Raw genomic sequence first — 19,063 nt, forward strand, 5'->3', positions numbered from 1 at the left:
ATCACGCTCTAAACTATTGAAGTAGAGCCCTATTTGTCCCGACGAATGTTCCATTCGACGGGATAGGGCTCTAGCCTTCTTCCATGCGCTCGGCCGCGGCCGCGAGCTTGCGCAGGGACTCGGCGTGGCTCTCGCGGGTGATGCGGTAGCGGCTGATCAGGGTGATGGCGATCGCATAGAGCCCCAGCAGGATCGGCAGGTAGACGAGGCCCAGATTGCGCACGATGGCTGGGTCGACCTCGCCCGGGCGGGCGTGGGCCGGGAACTGGACCAGGGCCAGGATCATGCTCGAGGCGAAGATGCCGATGCCGGAGACCGCCTTGTTGACGAAGGCGGCGGCGGCGAAGAACAGGCCCTCGGACCTGCGCCCCGTGCGCAGTTCGCTGTCTTCCACCACGTCGGCGATCATCGAGGAGACCAGGATGGCGCCGCCGATGGACAGGGCGGTGGAGACGATGGTCTGGGCCAGCAGGATGTAGACCACCGCCGGCTCGCCATTGGCCGGGAAGATCCCCAGCAGACGCAGGGCGATGGGCGCGCTGCCCAGGAGCAGGCTGGAGATCATCAGCATCACCGCGCCGGGGCGTTTGCCCATGCGGCTGGCCAGCGGGGCGGTGAAGGCGAAGGCCAGGATGGCCGACAGGAAGTTGCCCAGGGTGAAGGCCGCGATCTGGTTGGCCGACAGCTCCCAGAAGTAGGTGTTGAAATAGAGGTTCAGCGACAGGACCAGGCCCGCGCCCATCGAGGTGAACAGGCTGGCGCTGAGCAGCAGCAGGAACGACCGGTGGCTGAGGGTCCCCAGCATCTCGCGGGCCAGCTGGGGCAGGGTCAGCTTGCGGTGCGGCGGGGTCTTCAGGTGCGGGATCTGGTTGTGGGTGCCCACCGCGGAGATCAGGATGGCGCAGAGCATCACCGCCGCCGCGGCCAGGCCGTAGTGCGAATAGCCCGCTGCGTTCAGCTGGCCGACCTTGTGGGAGGCGTCCGGCGCCAGGAAGATCTTGAAGGCCGCCAACGTCATGGTCAGCCCGCCCCACCAGCCGAAGAAGTAGCGGTAGGAGAGCAGCCGGGTGCGCTCGTCATAGTCCTGGGTCAGCTCGGCGGACAGGGCCGAGGACGGGATCTCGTAAAGGGTGATGAAGCTGCGGATCAGGATCGCCACGACGATCAGGTAGAAGAACAGCGCCTCATGGCTCCAGGCCGGCGGGTTCCACAGCAGCAGGTAGGAGGCCGCCACCGGCAGGGCGGCGGCGTACATGAAGGGGTGCCGCCGGCCCCAACGCGAACGCCAGTTGTCCGAGGCCTGGCCGACAATGGGATCCAGGAGGGCGTCGACCATCAGGGCGACCATGATCGCCAGGCCCACCGTCGCCGAGGGCAGGCCCACCACCTGGTTGTAGAAGATCAGCAGGAGATAGGAGAAGCCCTGGTCCTTGACCCCGAAGGCCACGGAGCCGAACCCGTAGAAGAACTTGGTGGGGAAGCTCAGCCTGCGCCCTGAGGCGGCGGTGTCGGACACGCGGGTTTCCTTGATCGGTTGAAAAGGGAAAATGGCTCTAGCGGGTCCCGCCGGAGCCGCCGATGGGGGCGCGGCCCTCGTGCTCCTCGACCGTCTCGGCCAGGGCCGCGGCCTCAGCCAAGGTCGCGAGGTTGCGCTCATGGGTGTCCTGGTCGATCCGGTAGAAGGCCAGTGCGATCAGGGACAGAGCGCTCATGCCGATGGAGATCGGCAGGAACAGCAGGGACAGGTGGCGCATGGTCTCCTCACCCACCGTGCCGGGCGCGGCGTGGGTCGGGAAGGCCACGATGGTCAAAAGCAGGCCCGACAGGAACACCCCGAAGCCGGAGGTGAACTTGTTGAGCAGGCCATTGGCGGCGAACAGCAGGCCCTCGGAGCGCACGCCGGTCTTGACCGCGGCGTCCTCGACCACGTCGGCGATCATCGAGGAGATGATGATGTAGCCGGTGATGCCCAGCGTCGTGGAGACGAACAGGTCGCCGACCAGGATGGTGACGATCCAGGGCGACCCATTGGCGGGCATCAGGCCCAGCAGGCGTAGAAGTTGGGGCAGGGCGCCGGTCACCACCGAGATGGTGAACAGGGTCAGCATCGCCTTCTTCTTGCCCAGCAGCTTCGAGGCCGGGGCGGCCAGGGCGACGCCCGCGAAGGAGGCCGCCACCCCGGCGATGGCGATCAGGCCCACCGCCTTGGCGTCCAGGCCCCACAGCTCGACATAGAAGTACTGGCTGAGCGCGCTGGAGAGCCCGGTCGAGACCCCCGAGCACAGGCCGGAGATCATCACCACGATGAGCGACGGGTTGGAGATGGTGCCGATCACCTCGCGGACCACCTGGGCGGTGGGGACCTTGCGCTCCACCGGACGGATCAGGTGCGGGATGCGGCTGTGAGTGCCCAGGCTGGAGACCAGGATCGAGGCGGCCATGACCAGGGCGGCGGTGACGCCATAGCGGCCATAGCCCTCGGGGTTGAGGATGCCGCCGGCCTCGGGGCTCAGGAAGACGCGGTAAAGCACCACGTTCATGGCCAGGCCGCCGATCACGCCGAAGAAGAAGCGGTAGCTGAACAGGCCGGTGCGGTCGTTGTAGTCGGGGGCCAGCTCCGGAGCCAGGGCGGCGCTGGGCACCTCGTACAGGCTGACCGAGATGCGCAGCAGCACCAGCAGGCCCACCAGGATCGGCCCGGCCTTTTCCGGTCCCCACTCCGGCGGGGTGTTCCAGAAGGCGATGCAGGCCAGGGCGACGCAGGGAATGGCCAGGTACATCAGGGGGTGCCGGCGCCCGAACGGGGTGCGCAGCTTGTCGGAGATGTGGCCGATGACCGGATCGATGATCGCGTCCAGCATCAGGGTCAGCATGATTGCCGTGCCCACCCACAGGGCCGGCAGGCCGATCACCCGGTTCAGATAGGGCTGCAGCAGGGACGACGAGAGGCCCAGCGTCGAGACCCCGAAGGCCACCGAGCCCAGGCCGTAATAGAACTTGGTCCGGAAGGTCAGGCGATCAGGGGCGGCGGGCGAGGTCATGCGTCGGGTTTCGCTTTAGAATTTCGGGTATGTCCGGGGGCGCTGAAGGCGGACCGGACGGGTGGCCCGGCCTTGCGGCAAGGTGTGAAGTCTTGGGATCTGGCGGAGCGTCCCCTCCGCCTGGTCGTCTCCCCCGGTCATGGGCGCTGGTTCGTGACCGCGCATCCTTGACGGGAAACCTGAGGGAGCCTGCGGGGGGCGTCAACGTCTTTGATGTTGCGCCATGGAAACAGCCGGGCGGGCCGCAAGGGCCCGCCCGGTCAAAAGGATCAGTTGAACTTGTACTGGAGCTCCAGACCGAAGGTCCGGGGCGCGGTGAGCGGATAGCTGGACGCGATCCCCTCGACAAAGTTTGTCTGGGCCTGGCCCAGCAGCGGGTTGTTGTAGTTGGAGCCGGCGCGGCGAGCGGCGCCCGGGCCGCCCTCGTAGCCGAGCTCGTCCAGCAGGTTCTTGCCCCACAGGATCACGGTCAGCTTGTCGCCCGGCGCGCGCCAGGTGAGACGGGCGTCCACCTGATCCCACGAGGGCGAGCGGGTATAGGCCCGGTTGAAGATGCTGCCGTACTGGGCGTCGCGCCACAGGTAGCTGGCCGAGGCGATCAGCGACCCGCCGTTGGCGAAGTCCCAGGTGTAGTTGGCGTTCAGGGCCACCTTGTTCTTCGGCGCGTTCGGCATCTGCTGGCCGGCCAGGTTCTGGCCGCGCTGGAAGCCGCCGCCGGGCAGGCCGGCGGTGAAGATGTCGGCCGAGGTGGTGGTTCCGACCGGGCGGGCCAGCGGGTCCAGGGCGGATGGATCCACCGGGTCCACGGTGCCGACAGACTCGGTCACGTGGGCGTCCAGGTAGGAATAGTTGAACAGGATCTGCAGGTTGTTGATCGGCTGCCAGATCGTCTCCAGCTCCACCCCCTGAGAGATCGCCTTGGGGATGTTGTAGAAGATCGAGTTGGCCTGGCCGAGGCCGCCGGCGGTCTGGGCGACGGTCAGCGGCACCTGGGCGTTCTGGTAGTTATAGCGGAACACCGCGATGTTGGCCTGCAGGGTCGACCAGTTCTTCTTCAGGCCGATCTCGAAGGCGTCCACCGTTTCCTCGGCCGTTTCCGGCGAGGCGCCCAGGGTGGTGTCGATGCCGATCCGGAAGCCGCCGGCCTTGTAGCCGCGGCTGTAGCGGGCATAGGCCATGGTGCTGGAATCGGGATCCCACTGCACGCCGGCGGTGCCGGTGACCGCCGACCAGCTGTCGTCATAGGTCCGGTGCGCGAAGCCGGTGGTCGGATCATAGGTGGTGTAGCTGGTCACCCCCTTGGGCAGCGGCGTTCCGGGCGCCGGCGCGCCGACCACGCTGGGCGTCTGGGTCAGGTCGATCAGCGGGATGCCGCCGGGGATGAAAGCGTTCAGCTCCGGCTTGGCGAAGCAGCCGGCGATGGCGAAGCAGCGCAGGCGCAGGTCCTCGTAGCCCGACTTGCGGTCGTGCGAGTAGCGCAGCCCGATCGTGGTCTTCCAGGTGGGGGTGAACTGCCAGTCGATCTGGCCGAACACCGCCTTGGACTTGATGTCGAGGTGCGGGACATCGTCATAAATCCGCCGGCCCTGCTGGGGCGCGCAGATCCCGCCGGTGGCGGCGCAGAAGGTCCCCGGCAGGCCGAACGGGCCGGAGGCCTGGGCCTGGTCGGGCAGGTAGGTGTAGGTCGGCTGCTCGTAGGCCTCGCTGTAGTAGTAGGCGCCCAGCAGCCACTGGAAGTCGCTGTCGCTGGTCGAGGCCAGGTTCAGCTCGTGGCTCACCCAGCGCAGGTCCTCCTGGTAGTTGAAGGCGTAGCGCGGATTGATCACCAGGCCGCCCGGCAGGGTGTAGGCGGTGATCGGCGCGGTGTGGTCCACCGGCGTCGGGCCATCGAGGTAGTAGTGGTACATCTGGCCGCCGCCGACGTACTTCAGGTCCATGTCGGCGAAGTGGTAGGTCCACTCGCTGGCCAGGCTGTAGGTGTCGTCGAGGCGCACCTTGTACGGCACGGTCGAGGCGATCTTGCGCGGATCGGTGAGGGCCGGGTTCACGCAGCCCATGGGCGAGGCGTTGACCACATTGGTCACCTTGCCGGAACAGCCATAGCCGGGGTTGAGCACCAGGGCGGCGTTGGCCGCCTCGAGGGTCGGGAAGGGCGCGGGCGTCCAGGTGGCGCGGGAGCCGGGGCCGCCGCCGCCGTTATTCCATTCGCTGGCGGACAGCTTCACCCAGCCCTCGAAATTGTCGTTGAAGTCGAACTTCAGCTGGCCTTCGAAGTACTTGGTGTCGACCACATTGCCTTCGTCCGGCATGCCCGGGACGATGTTGTCGATCCAGCCCTTGGTCTGCTTGTCCCAGTTGGCGCCCAGCCGATAGCTGACGCCCGGGATCGGGGTCGGGCCCGAGATCGTGCCTTCCAGGGTGCGGCGATTGTAGTTGGCGAAGTTCGCCCGGATCTCGCCCTGGAAGTCATCGGTCGGACGCTTGGAGATCACGTTGATCGCGCCGCCGATGGAGTTGCGGCCATAGAGGGTGCCCTGCGGCCCGCGCAGCACTTCGGTGCGGTCCACGAACAGCGGCGTCTTGCCCGCCTCCACGGTCGAGGAGGTGTAGATGCCGTCGGAATAGATGGCCACGGCGCCGTCCGCGCCATGGACGTTGGTCAGACGACCGACGCCGCGCAGGCTGATGCGGTCCAGCTGGCTGGAATACTGCAGGCCCGGCGTGAAGTTGGTCAGGTCGGCGACGCTGTTGATGCCGACCAGGTCCCGCTTTTCCGAGGTGAAGGCGGACACGGCGACGGCGATGTCCTGCAGGCTCTGCTCCCGCTTTTCGGCGGTGACCACCAGCTCCTCAATGACGTTGGACGCCCCCTGGGCGTGCGCCGCCCCCGCGATCAGCGACACTGCAAGCGCAGACGTCGCAAACAGTCCCAGCCTGTTGGCCATATCGTACTCCTCCCCATGGATTCTGGTCAGCGCGTCTTGATCGGCGCTTGTCTCGAAGATGAGGTATGGAGATCGCCGCGTCAACGAGACTCTAAAAGCGCATATTTCAGCGTAATTTAGTGAGATTTTACGCTGTAATTAGAAGAGGCGGTCAACGACATGGGGTGCAAATTCCGGCCTGAAATTGGCCGAGGTAGCATCCTCAATCATAGAATTCGGAATTCACGGCGCTTGTGGCGCAGACATGAAAAAGCGGGCGCGCCTGGTTCAAGCGCGCCCGCCAAGGGGATGGTTCGAGGATTACAACACGTTATGCGCAGGGCCGCGGGGCGGCCTGCCCGCCCAGCCGCTCATCGATGCGGCCGGGACAGCCTGTCAGGCCTCCCCCGCGCTAGAGCGTGATAGCCGAAAGTGGACTCCGGTTTCGGCGGTCATCACGCTCTAACCTTTTGAAGTAGAGCCTTGTTTGCCCCGTCGAATGTTTCCATTCGACGGGGCAAGGCTCTGCGCGGGAGAGGCTTAGAGGGTCAGAAGAACCGGTACTGGAACTCGATGCCGTAGGTGCGCGGCGGGGTGAGTTCGAGGTTCTGGCCGCCGTTCAGGAACTGGTCGCTGGCGACCGTGGCGCTCCGGTTGCGGTTGGAGGCCACCACCGCGGCGTCGTAGCCGAGGGTGTCCCCGACGTTCTTCACGTAGGCGATGATGGTGTACTTGTTGTCCTTCGGCGCCCAGTGGGCCCGCAGGTCCACCTGGTCCCAGGACGGAGCCTCGTTCCAGGGCTTGGTGAAGATGTTGGCGTAGGCCTCATCGCGGTAGATGTAGCTGGCGCTCAGCGTCAGGGTGCCGGGCTCCATGAAGAACGAGTAGCTGCCGTTGACGGCCACCTTGTTCTTCGGGGCTTGCGGCAGGCGGTTGCCGACAATGCTCACCGCGCCGGTGTTCACGTTGTCGTTCACGTCCACGAACTTGTCCGCTTCGCGGATGCTCGTGTCGTTGTACGAGTAGGACACGTTGAGGCGCAGGGGCTGGATCGGCTGCCAGGTGGCGTCCAGTTCCAGGCCGCTGGAGCGCGACTTCGCGATGTTGACGAACTGGTTCACGTTCGTCGGGCCCACCCGCACCGTCACCGGCGCCTGCAGGTCGCGATAGTCGAGATAGTAGAGCGCGGCGTTCAGCTGCAGGGTGCGGCCGAAGTTGGTCTTGAAGCCGATTTCGTAGGAGTTCACGAACTCCGGCGCGGCTTCGGGGGCCACCAGGAAGCTGCCGGCCGACAGACCGAAGGCCTTGTAGCCGCGGCTATAGCGGCCATAGACCATGGTGTCTTCGTTCGGATCCCACTGGACGCCGAAGGTGCCGGTGAGCGCGTCCGAGGTGTCGCCGAGGTTGCGCGCGGCGACGCCGGTGGCCGGATCGATCGTGTACTGCTTGCACACCGCGCCGGTGCAGACCACCGGGCTGGTGACGCCCTTGGCGCCCGCAGCGGTCGTGGTCGGCGCAAGCGTCGCCGTCAGGTCCATGCCGCCGTTGCCCAGGCCGCCGAGGGGGGCCAGCGCATTGCCGAGGCCCAGCGCCTGGCCGACCGCGGGCAGAGCCGCGAGGTTGCCGAGCAGGCTGCCCCAGTTGGCCGCGGTGCCCGGGCCGAAGCCCGACAGACCCAGCGCCGGATAGAGGCCCGTGTAGCAGACGTCCGAGTTACAGACGATGCGGCGGAACTCGGTGCCGAACTTGCGGTCCTTGGTGTAGCGCAGGCCCAAGGTGAACTTGAGTTGCTCGGTGGCCTGCCAGTCGATCTGGCCGAACGCCGCCTTGCTCTCGGTGGTCAGGGCGTAGTGGCCCGAGGACCAGATCCCTTCGGGGTTCGCCGCCGCGCCCAGGATCGGGGTCTGCAGCGAGGACGAACCGTTCAGGAAGAAGTCGGCCGTGGAGCCGGTGCCGGTGTACTTCTCGTTGTAATAGTACAGGCCGGCGATCCACTGCAGCGGGCCATCGGTGGTGGACGCCAGGTTGATCTCGTGGCTGTACCACTCCGGATACTCGAAATAGTGGTAGATGTTATCGGCGTTCACCGTCTGCGGCGCGCAGTTCACGGCGGAGCGGCCGATGGTGAACAGGGTGGCGATGGTGCCGCAGATCGAGCCGGGCGCCAACGGGATCTGGTAGGACTTGACGCTGGTGGCGTCCGTGTCGCCGCGCAGGTCGTAGCGGTAGTTCTGCAGGCCGCCGACATACTTAATGTCGAAGGTCGGCATGTGATAGGTGAAGTTCGCCGTGAACGAGTGCACGTCGGTCAGGGTGACGTGCTGCGGATAGTTGGTGTTGAACTTCCGCGGATCGGACAGGGCCGGGTTGGTCGTGGCCGTCACGCCGTTGAACTGCTGCAGGCTGCCGGGGACGATGCCGGCGAGGCCGGTCTCGGGCGAGTAGCCGTGCGCTGAGGCGTAGACGATCGAGTAGTTCGGATCGGTCAGGCCGGTTTCATAGGGACCGTTCAGGAAGCCCGCGCGGGCGCCCGGGCCGCCCCGGTTGTCCCATTGCAGGGTCATGTACTTCATCCAGAACTCGGCGTTCTCGCCGAGCTGGGCCTTGGCCTGGAACTGGATCTCGTACTCGTCGCGGACATTGCCTTCGGACGGCATGCCCTTGGCGATGTTGGTGTAGTAGCCCTTGGACTGGTCGGCCTTGTAGCCGGACACGCGCACCTGCAGGCCTTCCGCCAGCGGGCCGGAGGCCGCGAACTGGAAGTTGGTCACGCCGTAGTTCTCGGCGATGGCCCGCACCTCGGCATAGGGCGTCTCGGTGGGCCGGGCGGTGATGACGTTGACCGTGCCGCCGATGGCGTTGCGGCCATAGAGGGTGCCCTGCGGGCCGCGCAGGATCTCAACCCGGTCGGTTTCGATGGGCGGGCCGCCGGCCAGGACGGTCGAGGTGGTGAACAGGCCGTCGACATAGATCGACACGGCGCCGTCGACGGAGTGGACGTTGGTCAGGCGGCCGATGCCGCGCATGGAGGCCCGGTCGTTGGCCGACTGGTAGACGAAGCCCGGCGTGAAGTTGGTCAGGTCCTGGATGGTGTTGATACCCACCAGGTCCCGGCTCTTGCTGGTGAAGGCCGAGATGGCCACCGGCACGTCCTGCAGGCTCTGCTCCCGCTTTTCGGCGGTGACGACCAGCTCTTCGATGACGTTGTTGGTCTGCGCGTGAGCCGCGCCTGCGATCAGGGCGCCTGCCAGCGATGCAGACGCAAGTAGTCGAATCCTATGACGGATCATGTAGTCGCCTCCCCGTGTAGTGGCTCTATGGCCGCGCGATCATTCGCGTTGGGTTCAGACTGTGGGTCGCTTTCCGGAGCGTCAAGCGGGGCTTGCGACTTTCATTAAGGTTTTGTCACTTTCTCCCGCATTCCGTGCATGCGGCGTGCGAAATGCAATTTCTGGAAATTGGTATGCAGGGCTCGCCTCCAGGCTATATGGAATGTTCGAAAACTAAGTATGCCTAATAGGGGGGCGCATCATGGGACGGCTTTCAGGCAAGGTGGCGGTGATCACCGGTGGGGTATCGGGCATCGGTCGGGCGACGGTTGAGCGCTTCGAGGCCGAGGGGGCCAAGGTGGTGGTCGGCGATATCGACGACGCGGCCGGCGCGGCTCTGGCGAACAGCTATCCGGGAACCGTGGCCTTCCAGCATTGCGATGTGATGGTCGAGGCCCAGATCGAAGCCCTGATGGCCTTCGCGGTCGAGCGGTTCGGCGCCCTGGACATCCTATTCAACAACGCCGGGGCCGGCGGCTCCTACAACACCCTGGCCGAGATGACCGGCGAGGCCTGGGACTACAGCCAGAACCTGCTGCTGCGCTCGGTGGCCTTGGGCATGCGCTACGCCCTGCCGCACATGAAGGCGCGCGGCGGCGGCGCCATCGTCAACACCGCCTCCATCGCCGGAACCCAGGCCGGGGCCGGGCCGATCGCCTATTCAGTGGCCAAGGCCGGCGTGATCCACCTGACCCGCGTGGCGGCGGCCGAGGTGGCGCGGGACGGGATCCGGGTGAACGCCATCTGCCCGGGCCTGATCCTGACCAACATCTTCACCCCGGCCAGCATGACGACGCCGGACATGGCCTCCGCCATCAAGGCGGGCATGGCCCAGACCGCGCCGGACTCCCAGCCCATCGCCAAGCCGGGCCTGCCGGAGGACATCGCCAATGCGGCCCTGTTCTTCGCCAGCGAGGAAAGCGCCTTCGTGACCGGCGTCCATATGCTGGTGGACGGCGGCATGTTCGTCGGACCCCGGCACAGCTGGGATCCCGAAATGCGCGCCGAACGCCAGAAGATGGCCGAGGCCCGCCGCGCCGCTTTCGAGGCGGCGCAGAAGGCCGAGGGCTAAAGCGTCAGGATCACCTTGCCGACCACCTCGCCGGCTTCCAGGGCCGCATGGGCCTTGGCGGCTTCGGCGAGGGGGTAGGTGCGGTCGATCACCGGCTTCAGCTTGCCGGCGGCGATCCACGGCCAGACGGTGGCCTCCACGGCGGCCGTCAGCCGGGCCTTCTCGTCGGCGTCGCGGGGGCGCAAGGTCGAGCCGGTGACCAGGGCGCGCTTCTGCATCAGCCGGAAGATCGGCAGGGCCACCTCGCCGCCGCCCTGGGCCGCGATGTAGACGATGCGGCCACCGGTCTTCAGGGCGTCCAGGCCCTTGGCGAAATAGTCGCCGCCGACCATGTCGAGGATCACGTCGACCCCGCCCTCGGCCTTGGCCACCTCTGCGAAGTCCTGCGCCTTCACGTCCACGCTGACATCGCAGCCCAGCTTCAGGGCCTCGGCGGCCTTGGCCGGCCCGCGGCTGGTGCCGATCACCTTGGCGCCGGCCGCCTTGGCCATCTGGATCGCGGTCGCCCCGATGCCGGAGGTGGCGCCGTGGATCATCAGGGTCTCGCCGGCCTTCAGGCTCCCGTGCTCGAACACATTGGCGAAGACGGTGAAGACAGTCTCGGGCAGGCCCGCGGCTTCCACCGCCGTCAACCCGATCGGGATCGGCAAGGCGTGCCGGGCGTCGACCACGGCGTACTGGGCATAGCCGCCGCCACCCAGCAGGGCGCAGACGCGGTCGCCGACCTTCCAGCGCCCGGCGGCCTCGATCACCTCACCGGCGACTTCCAGGCCCAGGGTGTCCGGCGCGCCCGGCGGCGGGGGATAGGCGCCCATGCGCTGGACCAGGTCGGGACGGTTCACCCCGGCGGCCTCGACCTTGATCAGGATCTGTCCGGGACCAGGAACCGGGCGCGGGATTTCCACGGCCTTCAGGGCCTCGGCGGGTCCGCGGCCGCCCTCGATGGCGATGGCGGTCATGGAGCTCGATTGGCTCATGGGTGTGGTCTCCGTGGTCTTGCGCCGGGGCTGCGTCCCGGCTCAGATAGTCCTTTGAGGCAGGCTGGTGAAGGAGGCTTCAGGATGGACGAGCCCGTGAGCGCCCGCATCGGTCGCGGCCAGCGGCTGGCCGAGCTGGTCCGCGAGGACCTGGAGCTCTATGCCGTCGTCGAACTGCAGGAGCGGATCAGCGTCCTGAAGGACGAGATCGCCCGCTGCGAGGCCCAGATCAGCAAGAAGCAGGCAGGCCGCGCGGCCGCGGATGCGCTGTTCGGTCCCAGGCCGGGGTCGGACTGAAACGTGTAGGGGTGCAGGCTTGGCACGGGGGTTGCAGCGCTGCGGGTCGAAAGACTGCGCCTGTCCGCACTCCGCGCCGGGCGTGACTTAGTCGGGGACGAATTGATGATTGAAGGCGCCACGCCGGCTTCCGAGCTTCGGGCCACTGTGATCCGGGATTTCGCGAAGTCCGAGCTGTTCGACCGGACCTTCCAGGAAGGCATGGACATGGTCGAGGAGACCGCCGGCTACCTGGACGGCTCGGGTCGGCAGGAGTCCAAGCTCCTGTCGCGCAACGCCGCCCTGGCCTATGCGGCCGAGAGCATGCGTCTGACCACGCGCCTGATGCAGGTGGCGTCCTGGTTGCTGGTCCAGCGCGCGGTGCGCGAGGGCGACATGGCGCCGGAGTCGGCCTGTGACGATCGCTATCGGCTGGGCGCCGAGGAGGTCTGCCGCAACGCGCCGCCGCACGAGGATCTGCCGTCGGGCCTCCTGGTGCTGCTGGATCGCTCCGAGCGGCTCTATGAGCGGGTCCGCCACCTGGATCGTCGCATGTATGTCGAGGACGGCGAGTCCGAGGCCCCAAACCCGGTGGCCAGCCATATGGACCGCCTGCGCACCGCCTTCGGCGGCTGATCGGCGAACTCGACACGGAAAAGGCCCCGCCGCCCTGCGGCCGGGGCCTTTTTGCTGTCCGGAGCCAGACGCAGAAAAAGCGCCGCGCGGAGTCCGCACGGCGCTCTTGAATCTGTCAGCTCGGGCGGCGCGACGCCGCCGCCGCTTACTTGCGCGTGAAGGCGCCGAACTTGGCGTTGAAGCGCGACACGCGACCACCACGGTCCAGCAGCTGCTGGTTGCCGCCGGTCCACGCCGGATGGGTCTTCGGATCGATGTCCAGGTTCAGGGTCGCGCCTTCCTTCCCGTAGGTGGAGCGCGTCTGATAGCTCGTGCCGTCCGTCATCACGACGGTGATGAAGTGGTAGTCGGGATGGGTGTCTTGTTTCATTTCGGAGTCATCCGACCTAAAGGAGCGGCGGTTCTAAAAGGACGTCCCGCCGAGGGGGCGGGCGCGAACGAAGCCGCGCCTATACAGGAAAAGGCGGGGCGAGAGCAAGGGCGCGATTTCCATGAGTGATTTGGGCGTTGAGCCGCAGGTTGAAGGCCGCCCCAGCGCAGGGGCGACCCTGGCCCAGGACCTGTCGGAGGCCGCCCAGCGTCGCGACCGCAGCCGCAACGTCCGCGCGCTCGGCCGATTGGCCCCCTTCGTGGCGGCCCACAAGTCCGACGCCCTGTTCGCCACCGTGTTCCTGCTGACCTCGACAGCCTCGACCCTGGGCCTGTCCGGGGCGGTGCGCCAGCTGGTGGACCACCTGACCACGGCCAAGGCCACCGGCGCCTCCATCGACGGCTGGTTCTATCTGCTGGGCGGCGTGGCCCTGGCGCTCGCGGCGTCCTCTGCCCTGCGCTACTTCTTTGTCACCAAGCTCGGCGAGCGGGTCGTGGCCGACCTGCGCAAGGCGACCTACGCCCACATCCTGACCCTGGACCCGGCCTTCTTCCTGTCCACCCGCACGGGCGAGGTGCTGTCGCGCCTGACCACCGACATCCAGATCGTCGAGAACCTGTTGTCGACCTCGGTCTCGGTCGCCCTGCGCAACCTGCTGACCCTGATCGGGGCGATGATCATGCTGCTGATCGTCAGCCCACACCTGACGGGCCTAGTGCTACTGATCTTCCCGGTGGTGCTCGCGCCGCTGTTCCTGTTCGGCCGTCGGGTCCGCAAGCTGACCGCCTCGACCCAGGACGAGTTCGCCCGCGCCGTCGGCTATGCCGGCGAGGCGCTGGACGCGCTTGAGATCGTCCAGGCCTTCGGCCGCGAGGAGACCAGCGCCGGCCGCTTCGGCCAGGCGGTGGAAAGCTCGTTCCAGACCTCCCTGCGCCGGATGTCGGCCCGGGCCATCATGACCGCCGCGGTCATCGGCCTGGTGTTCGGCGGCGTCGTGGCGATCTTCTGGCTGGGCGTGCACGCGGGCCTGCGCGGTGACATGACCTGGGGCGCCCTGTTCCAGTTCGCCCTGCTCTCGGTGCTGGCCGCCGGCAGCGTCGGCGCCTTGGGAGAGACCTGGGGCGATGTCCAGAAGGCCGCCGGGGCCATGGAACGCATCGCCGACCTGATGGACGCCCGGCCCGGCATCGCCGCGCCCGCAGTTCCCAAGCACCTGCCGGTGGCCGGCGCCGGCGAGGTGGAGTTCGCCGACGTCACCTTCGCCTATCCGGGCCGCCCGGACCTGCCGGCCCTGTCGGGCTTCAACCTGCGGGTCGCGCCCGGCGAGCGGGTGGCCCTGGTGGGGCCGTCCGGCGCGGGCAAGAGCACGGTTTTCCGCCTGCTGCTGCGCTTCTATGACCCCACCGAGGGCGCCGTGAAGGTCGATGGCGTGGACCTGCGCGAGGCCGATCCGGCCGAGGTGCGCCGCCGCATGGCCCTGGTCGCCCAGGAGAGCCCGCTGTTCTCCGGCTCCCCGGCCGAGAACATCCGCTTTGGCCGCGAAGGCGCCACCGAGGCCGAGATCCGCGCCGTGGCCAAGGCGGCCCAGGCCGACAGCTTCATCGAGGCCTTGCCGCAGGGCTATGACACCCCGCTGGGCGAGCGCGCCCGCAGCCTGTCCGGCGGCCAGCGCCAGCGCCTGGCCATTGCGCGGGCCCTGGTGCGCGAGGCGCCGATCCTGCTGCTCGACGAGGCCACCAGCGCCCTGGACGCCGAGAACGAGCGCCTGGTCCAACAGGCCCTCGACCAGGCCATGGACGGCCACACCACCCTGGTGATCGCCCACCGCCTGGCGACCGTCCTCAAGGCCGACCGGATCGTGGTCATGGAGGACGGCCGGGTGGTCGAGCAGGGCAGCCACACAGAGCTGGTCGCCAAGGGCGGCCTCTACGCCCGCCTGGCCGCCCTGCAGTTCGGCGACGCCGCCGCCTAGGCCTTCAGGAACCGGGTCCGCGCCTGGACCGCCAGGCCCGGGAAGTCACTGAACAGGCCGTCGACCCCGGCCTTGAACAGGGCGTCATAGAGGGCGTCCACATCGCCGTGGACGGCCGGGTCGGCGCCGCGCTTCAGCTTGGCCGGCAGGAAGATGTTTTCGGCCCGGACGGTCCAGGGATGGACCTTCAGGCCGGCGGCGTGGGCGTCAGACACGAAGGCGGTGGGGGCGGCGAGGCCGCCGTCCGTCACCGGGACCACCATCTTCCACTCCGGCCCGACCCCGTCGGCATAGGCCGAGATGGCCTTCAGCCCGTCCGCCGTGGCCATCTGGGCGTAACTGACGGCGCTATTGTCCGCAGGCCCGCCCTCGAGGCTCATCAGCTGCACCAGGGGCGCGCGGGTGAGCGGGCGCAGCGTCTTCAAGGGGGCGACCTCGAAGCACTGGACGAACACGGGCGCGTCGTGCGCGTCGAGGCCTGCGGCCTTCAGCGCCGCCGCCATCCGGCCTTCGAAGGCCAGGCCGCCGCCGGCGAAATAGGACGGGTGCTTCATCTCCGGATAGACGCCGATGGTCCGGCCGGTGCGCTTGGTCTCTGCCCGGGCGATCTCCACCACCTCCTCGAAGGTCAGGATCGGATCGGTCCCGTCAAAGGCGGCGCTGGCCGGGCGGACCTGGGGCAGGCGCTCGCGGGCGCGCAGGGTCTTCAGCTCGGCCAGGGTGAAGTCTTCGGTGAACCAGCCCTCGATCCGCTCGCCGTCTATGGTCTTGGCGGTCTTGCGGGCGGCGAACTCGGGATGGGCGGCGATGTTGGTGGTTCCGCCGATCTCGTTCTCGTGGCGCACGACCATGTGGCCGTCCTTGGTCAGGCACAGGTCGGGCTCGATGAAGTCCGCGCCTTCCTGGATCGCCAGCAGATAGGCCGATCGAGTGTGCTCGGGCCGTTCGCCGGACGCGCCCCTGTGGCCGATGATCACGGGGGCGGGCCTGTCGGCGGCGAAGGCGGGGGTGGCGATCGCGGCGGCGGCGGTCGCGGTAAAGGCGCGGCGGGTCAGGGTCATGGGCCTCCCACTAGGCTTCGACTGTGACGTTCAGGTGATCGTCTCACGAGGCCCCGGATTCCGGCGACCGAATTCGACCCGCGCCTTTGACGTCAACATGGACGAAGGGAGTCCGGGCGGGCGGCAAGTCCAAATTATTCAAATAAAGCAGATATATAATAACGTCATGGCCGGGCTTGTCCCGGCTATGACGTTCGTGAAGGGCTAGGCCGCCAGCTTGAGCTTTTCGAGGACCAGGGGGTGCAGCTCGAGGTTCGAGGCCAGCACCGTGCCCGTGCCCAGCACGTCCTCGCCGCCGTCCAGGTCGGTGACCTTGCCGCCGGCTTCGGAGACCAGCAGCAGGCCCGCGGCCAGGTCCCAGGGCTTCAGGTCGCGTTCCCAGAAGCCGTCAAAGCGCCCGGCGGCCACGAAGGCCAGGTCCAGGGCCGCGGCGCCGAAGCGGCGGACGCCGGCCACGCGCTGGCTGATCTGGTGCAGTTCCTTCAGGAACTTGGCGTGTTGGCCGTGGCCCAGGAACGGAATGCCGGTGGCCAGCACCGCCTCGTCCAGGTGCTTGCGGGCGGCGACGCGCAGGCGCTTGTCATTGACGAAGCAGCCCTTGCCCTTCTCGGCCCAGAACAGCTCGTTGGTGATGGGGTTGTAGGTCACCGCGGCGACCACCACGCCCTCGCGCTGCAGGGCGATGTTGATCGCAAAGTGCGGGATCGCGTGCAGGAAGTTGGTGGTGCCGTCGAGCGGGTCGACGATCCAGGTGTGGGTCTTGTCGGTGCCCTCGATCAGGCCCCGCTCTTCGCCGAGGAAGCCGTAGCCGGGGCGGGCCTTGCTCAGGGCTTCGAACAGCACCTGCTCGGCCTTGATGTCTGCGGCCGAGACATAGTCGGCGGCGCCCTTGCGGGAGACCTGCAGTTCGGCGAGCTCGCCGAAGTCGCGATTGAGACCCCGGGCCGCCTTGCGGGCGGCGTCGGACATGACCTTGAGAAGGGCGGATTGGGTCGACATGAGGGCGCGGAACCTAGTCGCGGCAAGGCCTTAAGGCAAGGTCGCGGTTTGTCCGCCCCTCGGTTCCTCCAAGGCTGTCATCCCGGAAAGCCGCGAAAGCGGCTTGTCCGGGACCCATATGCGCGGGGGTTTGCCGGCAAGGGCGGCGTCTTTGGGTCCCGGTCTTTCGCTGCGCGAAAACCGGGATGACACCGTGGGGTTGGGGCCCTACCCCCGCGCCGCCAGGCCTTGTGCGATGGCGGCGTTGAGGGCTTTGACGGCGGTTTCAGGGCCTTGGGGGTGGTTCCAGACTCCGGCCGAGACGGCCAGGAAGTCGGCGCCGGCGGCGGCCAGGCCCTGCGCGTTGTCCGCCGTGATCCCGCCGATGGCGACGCAGGGGATCTCCATGGTCTCCTGCCAGATGGATAGGATCTCCGGCTCGGCCCGGGTGGGCGCGTCCTTGGTGGTGGTGGGGAAGAAGGCGCCGAAGGCGACATAGTCGGCCCCGCCCTCGGCGGCCTCCATGGCCAGGTGGCGGCTGTCATGACAGGTGACGCCGACCATGCGCTCCTTGCCCACGATCCGGCGGGCCTCGGCGAGCGTCCCGTCCGACTGGCCGATATGGACCCCGTCGCAGTCGAAGCGGGCGGCCAGGTCGGGACGGTCGTTCATGATCACCGCCACGCCGCGGGCCTGGGCGATGGGGGCGATGACGTCGACGGCGGCGGCGATGATGTCGTCGGGGACGTCCTTCAGCCGGATCTGCAGGGCGGCCACGTCGCCGGCGTCGAGGGTGTGGGCCAGGGTGCGCCCGAAGCCGGCCAGGTCGTCCAGGCGCGGCGGGGTGATCAGGTAGAGGCGGCAGAGCGGTTCGGACATGGCTGCGGTTTAGAGGAATTCGGCGCGCCTGTCGGCCCCGTCTAGTTGCAAATGAGTTGCAACGGCGTTCGCATCTGCTAGATTGGCCTTGTCAGTCGGGAGCGGCGCGTCGTCCATGTACGTGTGCAATTGCAATGGCATCCGCGAGCGCGAGGTCCGCGCCGCCATCGAGGCCGGGGCCACCCGCCCCGCCGAGGTGTTCAAGGCCTGTGACGCCCGTCCGCAATGCGCCCGCTGCGTCTGCGACATGAAGCAGATGATCGACGACCAGCGCGACCTGCTGCGCTACGCCGCCGAATAGGCGCCTCGCCCCCAAGGCTCCCAAGTTCGGTTTGACACCACCGGTCGCGGGCGGGACCTTGCGACCTCGATTCCCCGCGATTTCAGGAGGCCTCCATGCAGGGCGACAAGGCGATCATCCGGCTGCTCAACGCCATCCTGACCAATGAGCTGACCGCGGTGAACCAGTACTTCCTGCATGCGCGGATGTACCAGAACTGGGGCTTCAACAAGCTGGGCGCGATCACCTACGAAGAGTCGATCGGCGAGATGAAGCACGCCGACAAACTCATCAAGCGCATCCTGTTCCTGGACGGCCTGCCCAACCTGCAGGATCTGCACAAGCTGAAGATCGGCGAGACGGTGGCTGAATGCCTGGCCGCCGACCTGGCCGTGGAGCTGAGCGGCCGGGTCGACCAGGTCGAGGCCATCAAGCTGTGCGAAGCCTCAGCCGACTACGCCACCCGCGAGATCGTCCGCGAAATCCTAACCGACACCGAGGAGCACATCGACTTCCTGGAGACCCAGCTGTCCCTGATGAAGTCCCTGGGCGAGGCCAACTACCTGCAGAGCGCCATGGGCGAGCTGGAAGGCGGGGAATAGGGGCCGGCCTCAGGGCGCCGTCGCCACCGTCTGGCCGGCGCACATGCGGCCGGACCGGGCGTCGCGGTCCAGGGCCGGCTTCACGATCTGGGCCCACAGGGCGTAGCCCTGCGGGTTCATATGCAGGCCGTCCTCGACATAGAGGTCCTTGGGCAGGCCCTGGTCCAGCATGGCGGGGGTGACGTCGATATAGTCCAGGTCGGCGCGGGCGTCGGCCAGGGCGCGGATGCGGGCGTTGACCTCGGCCTGCAGGGGCATCTGGGCCAGGCGCAGCTTCGAGGGCTTCAGCGAGATGAAATAGACCGGGGCGTCGCCCAGCTGGGCGGTCTTCAGGTCCAGGAAGCGCTGGAAGTTGGCGACCACCGTCTCGACGGTCTGGCCGGCCGAGAGGTCGTTCTCGCCGGCGTAGAAGACGATGGCGCGCGGGTGATAGGGCGCGACCACGCGGTCGAAATAGAAGTCCACGTCCTCGATCTTCGAGCCGCCGAAGCCCCGGTTGATCACCGGATAGGGCGCCATGTCCTGGTCCAGGGTGTTCCAGAACCGGATCGTGGAGGAGCCGACGAACAGGTAGCCGCAGGCCGGCGGCGGGCTGGCGGCGTCCAGCTCGGCGAACCGGGCGATCTCGGCGGCGAAGGGCAGGGGCGGCGGCGCGGGCGAGGCCTC

At 67.6% G+C, this 19,063-nt stretch carries 16 protein-coding genes; 6 read left to right on the top strand and 10 right to left on the bottom strand.

The features are described 5' to 3' along the window. Positions 1 to 70 precede the first annotated feature (70 nt). The 4 genes from ACFQ27_RS12440 to ACFQ27_RS12455 form a co-directional block, all read right to left on the bottom strand. Entirely contained in the window at positions 71 to 1,516 is a 1,446-nt protein-coding gene (locus tag ACFQ27_RS12440; protein ID WP_377353815.1) for an MFS transporter, read from the bottom strand. Between the two features lie 37 nt (positions 1,517 to 1,553). After that, positions 1,554 to 3,041: an MFS transporter gene (locus ACFQ27_RS12445; protein WP_374343432.1), complete on the bottom strand. Its 1,488-nt coding sequence runs from the start codon at positions 3,039 to 3,041 to the stop codon at positions 1,554 to 1,556. A 269-nt stretch (positions 3,042 to 3,310) separates the two neighbouring features. Then, entirely contained in the window at positions 3,311 to 5,986 is a 2,676-nt protein-coding gene (locus ACFQ27_RS12450; protein WP_377353816.1) for a TonB-dependent receptor, read from the bottom strand. A gap of 527 nt (positions 5,987 to 6,513) precedes the next feature. Further along, positions 6,514 to 9,255, bottom strand: a complete 2,742-nt coding sequence (locus tag ACFQ27_RS12455; RefSeq protein WP_374343428.1) for a TonB-dependent receptor — start codon at positions 9,253 to 9,255, stop codon at positions 6,514 to 6,516. Positions 9,256 to 9,496: 241 nt separating this feature from the next. Between ACFQ27_RS12455 and ACFQ27_RS12460 the strand changes: the two genes are divergently transcribed. After that, positions 9,497 to 10,366, top strand: coding sequence for an SDR family NAD(P)-dependent oxidoreductase (locus ACFQ27_RS12460; RefSeq protein ID WP_374343426.1), 870 nt, complete (start codon positions 9,497 to 9,499; stop codon positions 10,364 to 10,366). On the opposite strand, the gene ACFQ27_RS12465 is transcribed toward ACFQ27_RS12460, so the two are convergent. Beyond that, entirely contained in the window at positions 10,363 to 11,343 is a 981-nt protein-coding gene (locus tag ACFQ27_RS12465; RefSeq protein ID WP_377353817.1) for an NAD(P)H-quinone oxidoreductase, read from the bottom strand. The genes ACFQ27_RS12460 and ACFQ27_RS12465 overlap by 4 nt on opposite strands. 84 nt (positions 11,344 to 11,427) lie before the next feature. On the opposite strand from ACFQ27_RS12465, the gene ACFQ27_RS12470 reads away from it, so the two are divergent. Both ACFQ27_RS12470 and rcdA read left to right on the top strand, forming a co-directional pair. After that, on the top strand, positions 11,428 to 11,640 hold the full coding sequence (locus ACFQ27_RS12470; protein ID WP_377353818.1) for a DUF1192 domain-containing protein: 213 nt from the start codon (positions 11,428 to 11,430) through the stop codon (positions 11,638 to 11,640). Positions 11,641 to 11,745: 105 nt separating this feature from the next. Further along, the gene (gene rcdA / locus ACFQ27_RS12475; protein WP_374343420.1) at positions 11,746 to 12,255 is read left to right on the top strand and encodes a protease adaptor protein RcdA; all 510 of its coding nucleotides are present in this window, start codon (positions 11,746 to 11,748) and stop codon (positions 12,253 to 12,255) included. Between the two features lie 145 nt (positions 12,256 to 12,400). Here rcdA and rpmE read toward each other — a convergent pair whose 3' ends face one another. After that, positions 12,401 to 12,625, bottom strand: a complete 225-nt coding sequence (rpmE, locus tag ACFQ27_RS12480) for a 50S ribosomal protein L31 (protein ID WP_374343418.1) — start codon at positions 12,623 to 12,625, stop codon at positions 12,401 to 12,403. 121 nt (positions 12,626 to 12,746) lie between these two features. On the opposite strand from rpmE, the gene ACFQ27_RS12485 reads away from it, so the two are divergent. Next, entirely contained in the window at positions 12,747 to 14,597 is a 1,851-nt protein-coding gene (locus ACFQ27_RS12485; protein ID WP_374343415.1) for an ABC transporter transmembrane domain-containing protein, read from the top strand. Here ACFQ27_RS12485 and ACFQ27_RS12490 read toward each other — a convergent pair. From ACFQ27_RS12490 to thiE, 3 genes are all read right to left on the bottom strand, one after another. Further along, on the bottom strand, positions 14,594 to 15,658 hold the full coding sequence (locus ACFQ27_RS12490) for a glycerophosphodiester phosphodiesterase (RefSeq protein ID WP_377353820.1): 1,065 nt from the start codon (positions 15,656 to 15,658) through the stop codon (positions 14,594 to 14,596). The genes ACFQ27_RS12485 and ACFQ27_RS12490 overlap by 4 nt on opposite strands. A gap of 204 nt (positions 15,659 to 15,862) precedes the next feature. Further along, positions 15,863 to 16,657 (bottom strand): inositol monophosphatase family protein, encoded by a 795-nt coding sequence (locus ACFQ27_RS12495; RefSeq protein WP_377353821.1) that lies wholly within the window; start codon positions 16,655 to 16,657, stop codon positions 15,863 to 15,865. Positions 16,658 to 16,864: 207 nt separating this feature from the next. Next, entirely contained in the window at positions 16,865 to 17,515 is a 651-nt protein-coding gene (gene thiE / locus ACFQ27_RS12500) for a thiamine phosphate synthase (RefSeq protein WP_377353823.1), read from the bottom strand. Between the two features lie 115 nt (positions 17,516 to 17,630). Here thiE and ACFQ27_RS12505 point away from each other — a divergent pair, with 115 nt between their 5' ends. Together ACFQ27_RS12505 and bfr are read left to right on the top strand one after the other, a co-directional pair. Beyond that, the gene (locus ACFQ27_RS12505; protein ID WP_374343406.1) at positions 17,631 to 17,816 is read left to right on the top strand and encodes a (2Fe-2S)-binding protein; all 186 of its coding nucleotides are present in this window, start codon (positions 17,631 to 17,633) and stop codon (positions 17,814 to 17,816) included. Positions 17,817 to 17,911: 95 nt separating this feature from the next. Continuing rightward, the gene (bfr, locus tag ACFQ27_RS12510; RefSeq protein ID WP_377353825.1) at positions 17,912 to 18,397 is read left to right on the top strand and encodes a bacterioferritin; all 486 of its coding nucleotides are present in this window, start codon (positions 17,912 to 17,914) and stop codon (positions 18,395 to 18,397) included. A 9-nt stretch (positions 18,398 to 18,406) separates the two neighbouring features. Here bfr and ACFQ27_RS12515 read toward each other — a convergent pair. Then, the coding region (locus ACFQ27_RS12515) for a GDSL-type esterase/lipase family protein (protein ID WP_377353827.1) at positions 18,407 to 19,063 on the bottom strand (657 nt) is incomplete at its 5' end.

Origin of the sequence: Phenylobacterium conjunctum (genome assembly GCF_042679085.1) — a bacterium.
GTDB classification, from domain to species: domain Bacteria; phylum Pseudomonadota; class Alphaproteobacteria; order Caulobacterales; family Caulobacteraceae; genus Phenylobacterium; species Phenylobacterium conjunctum.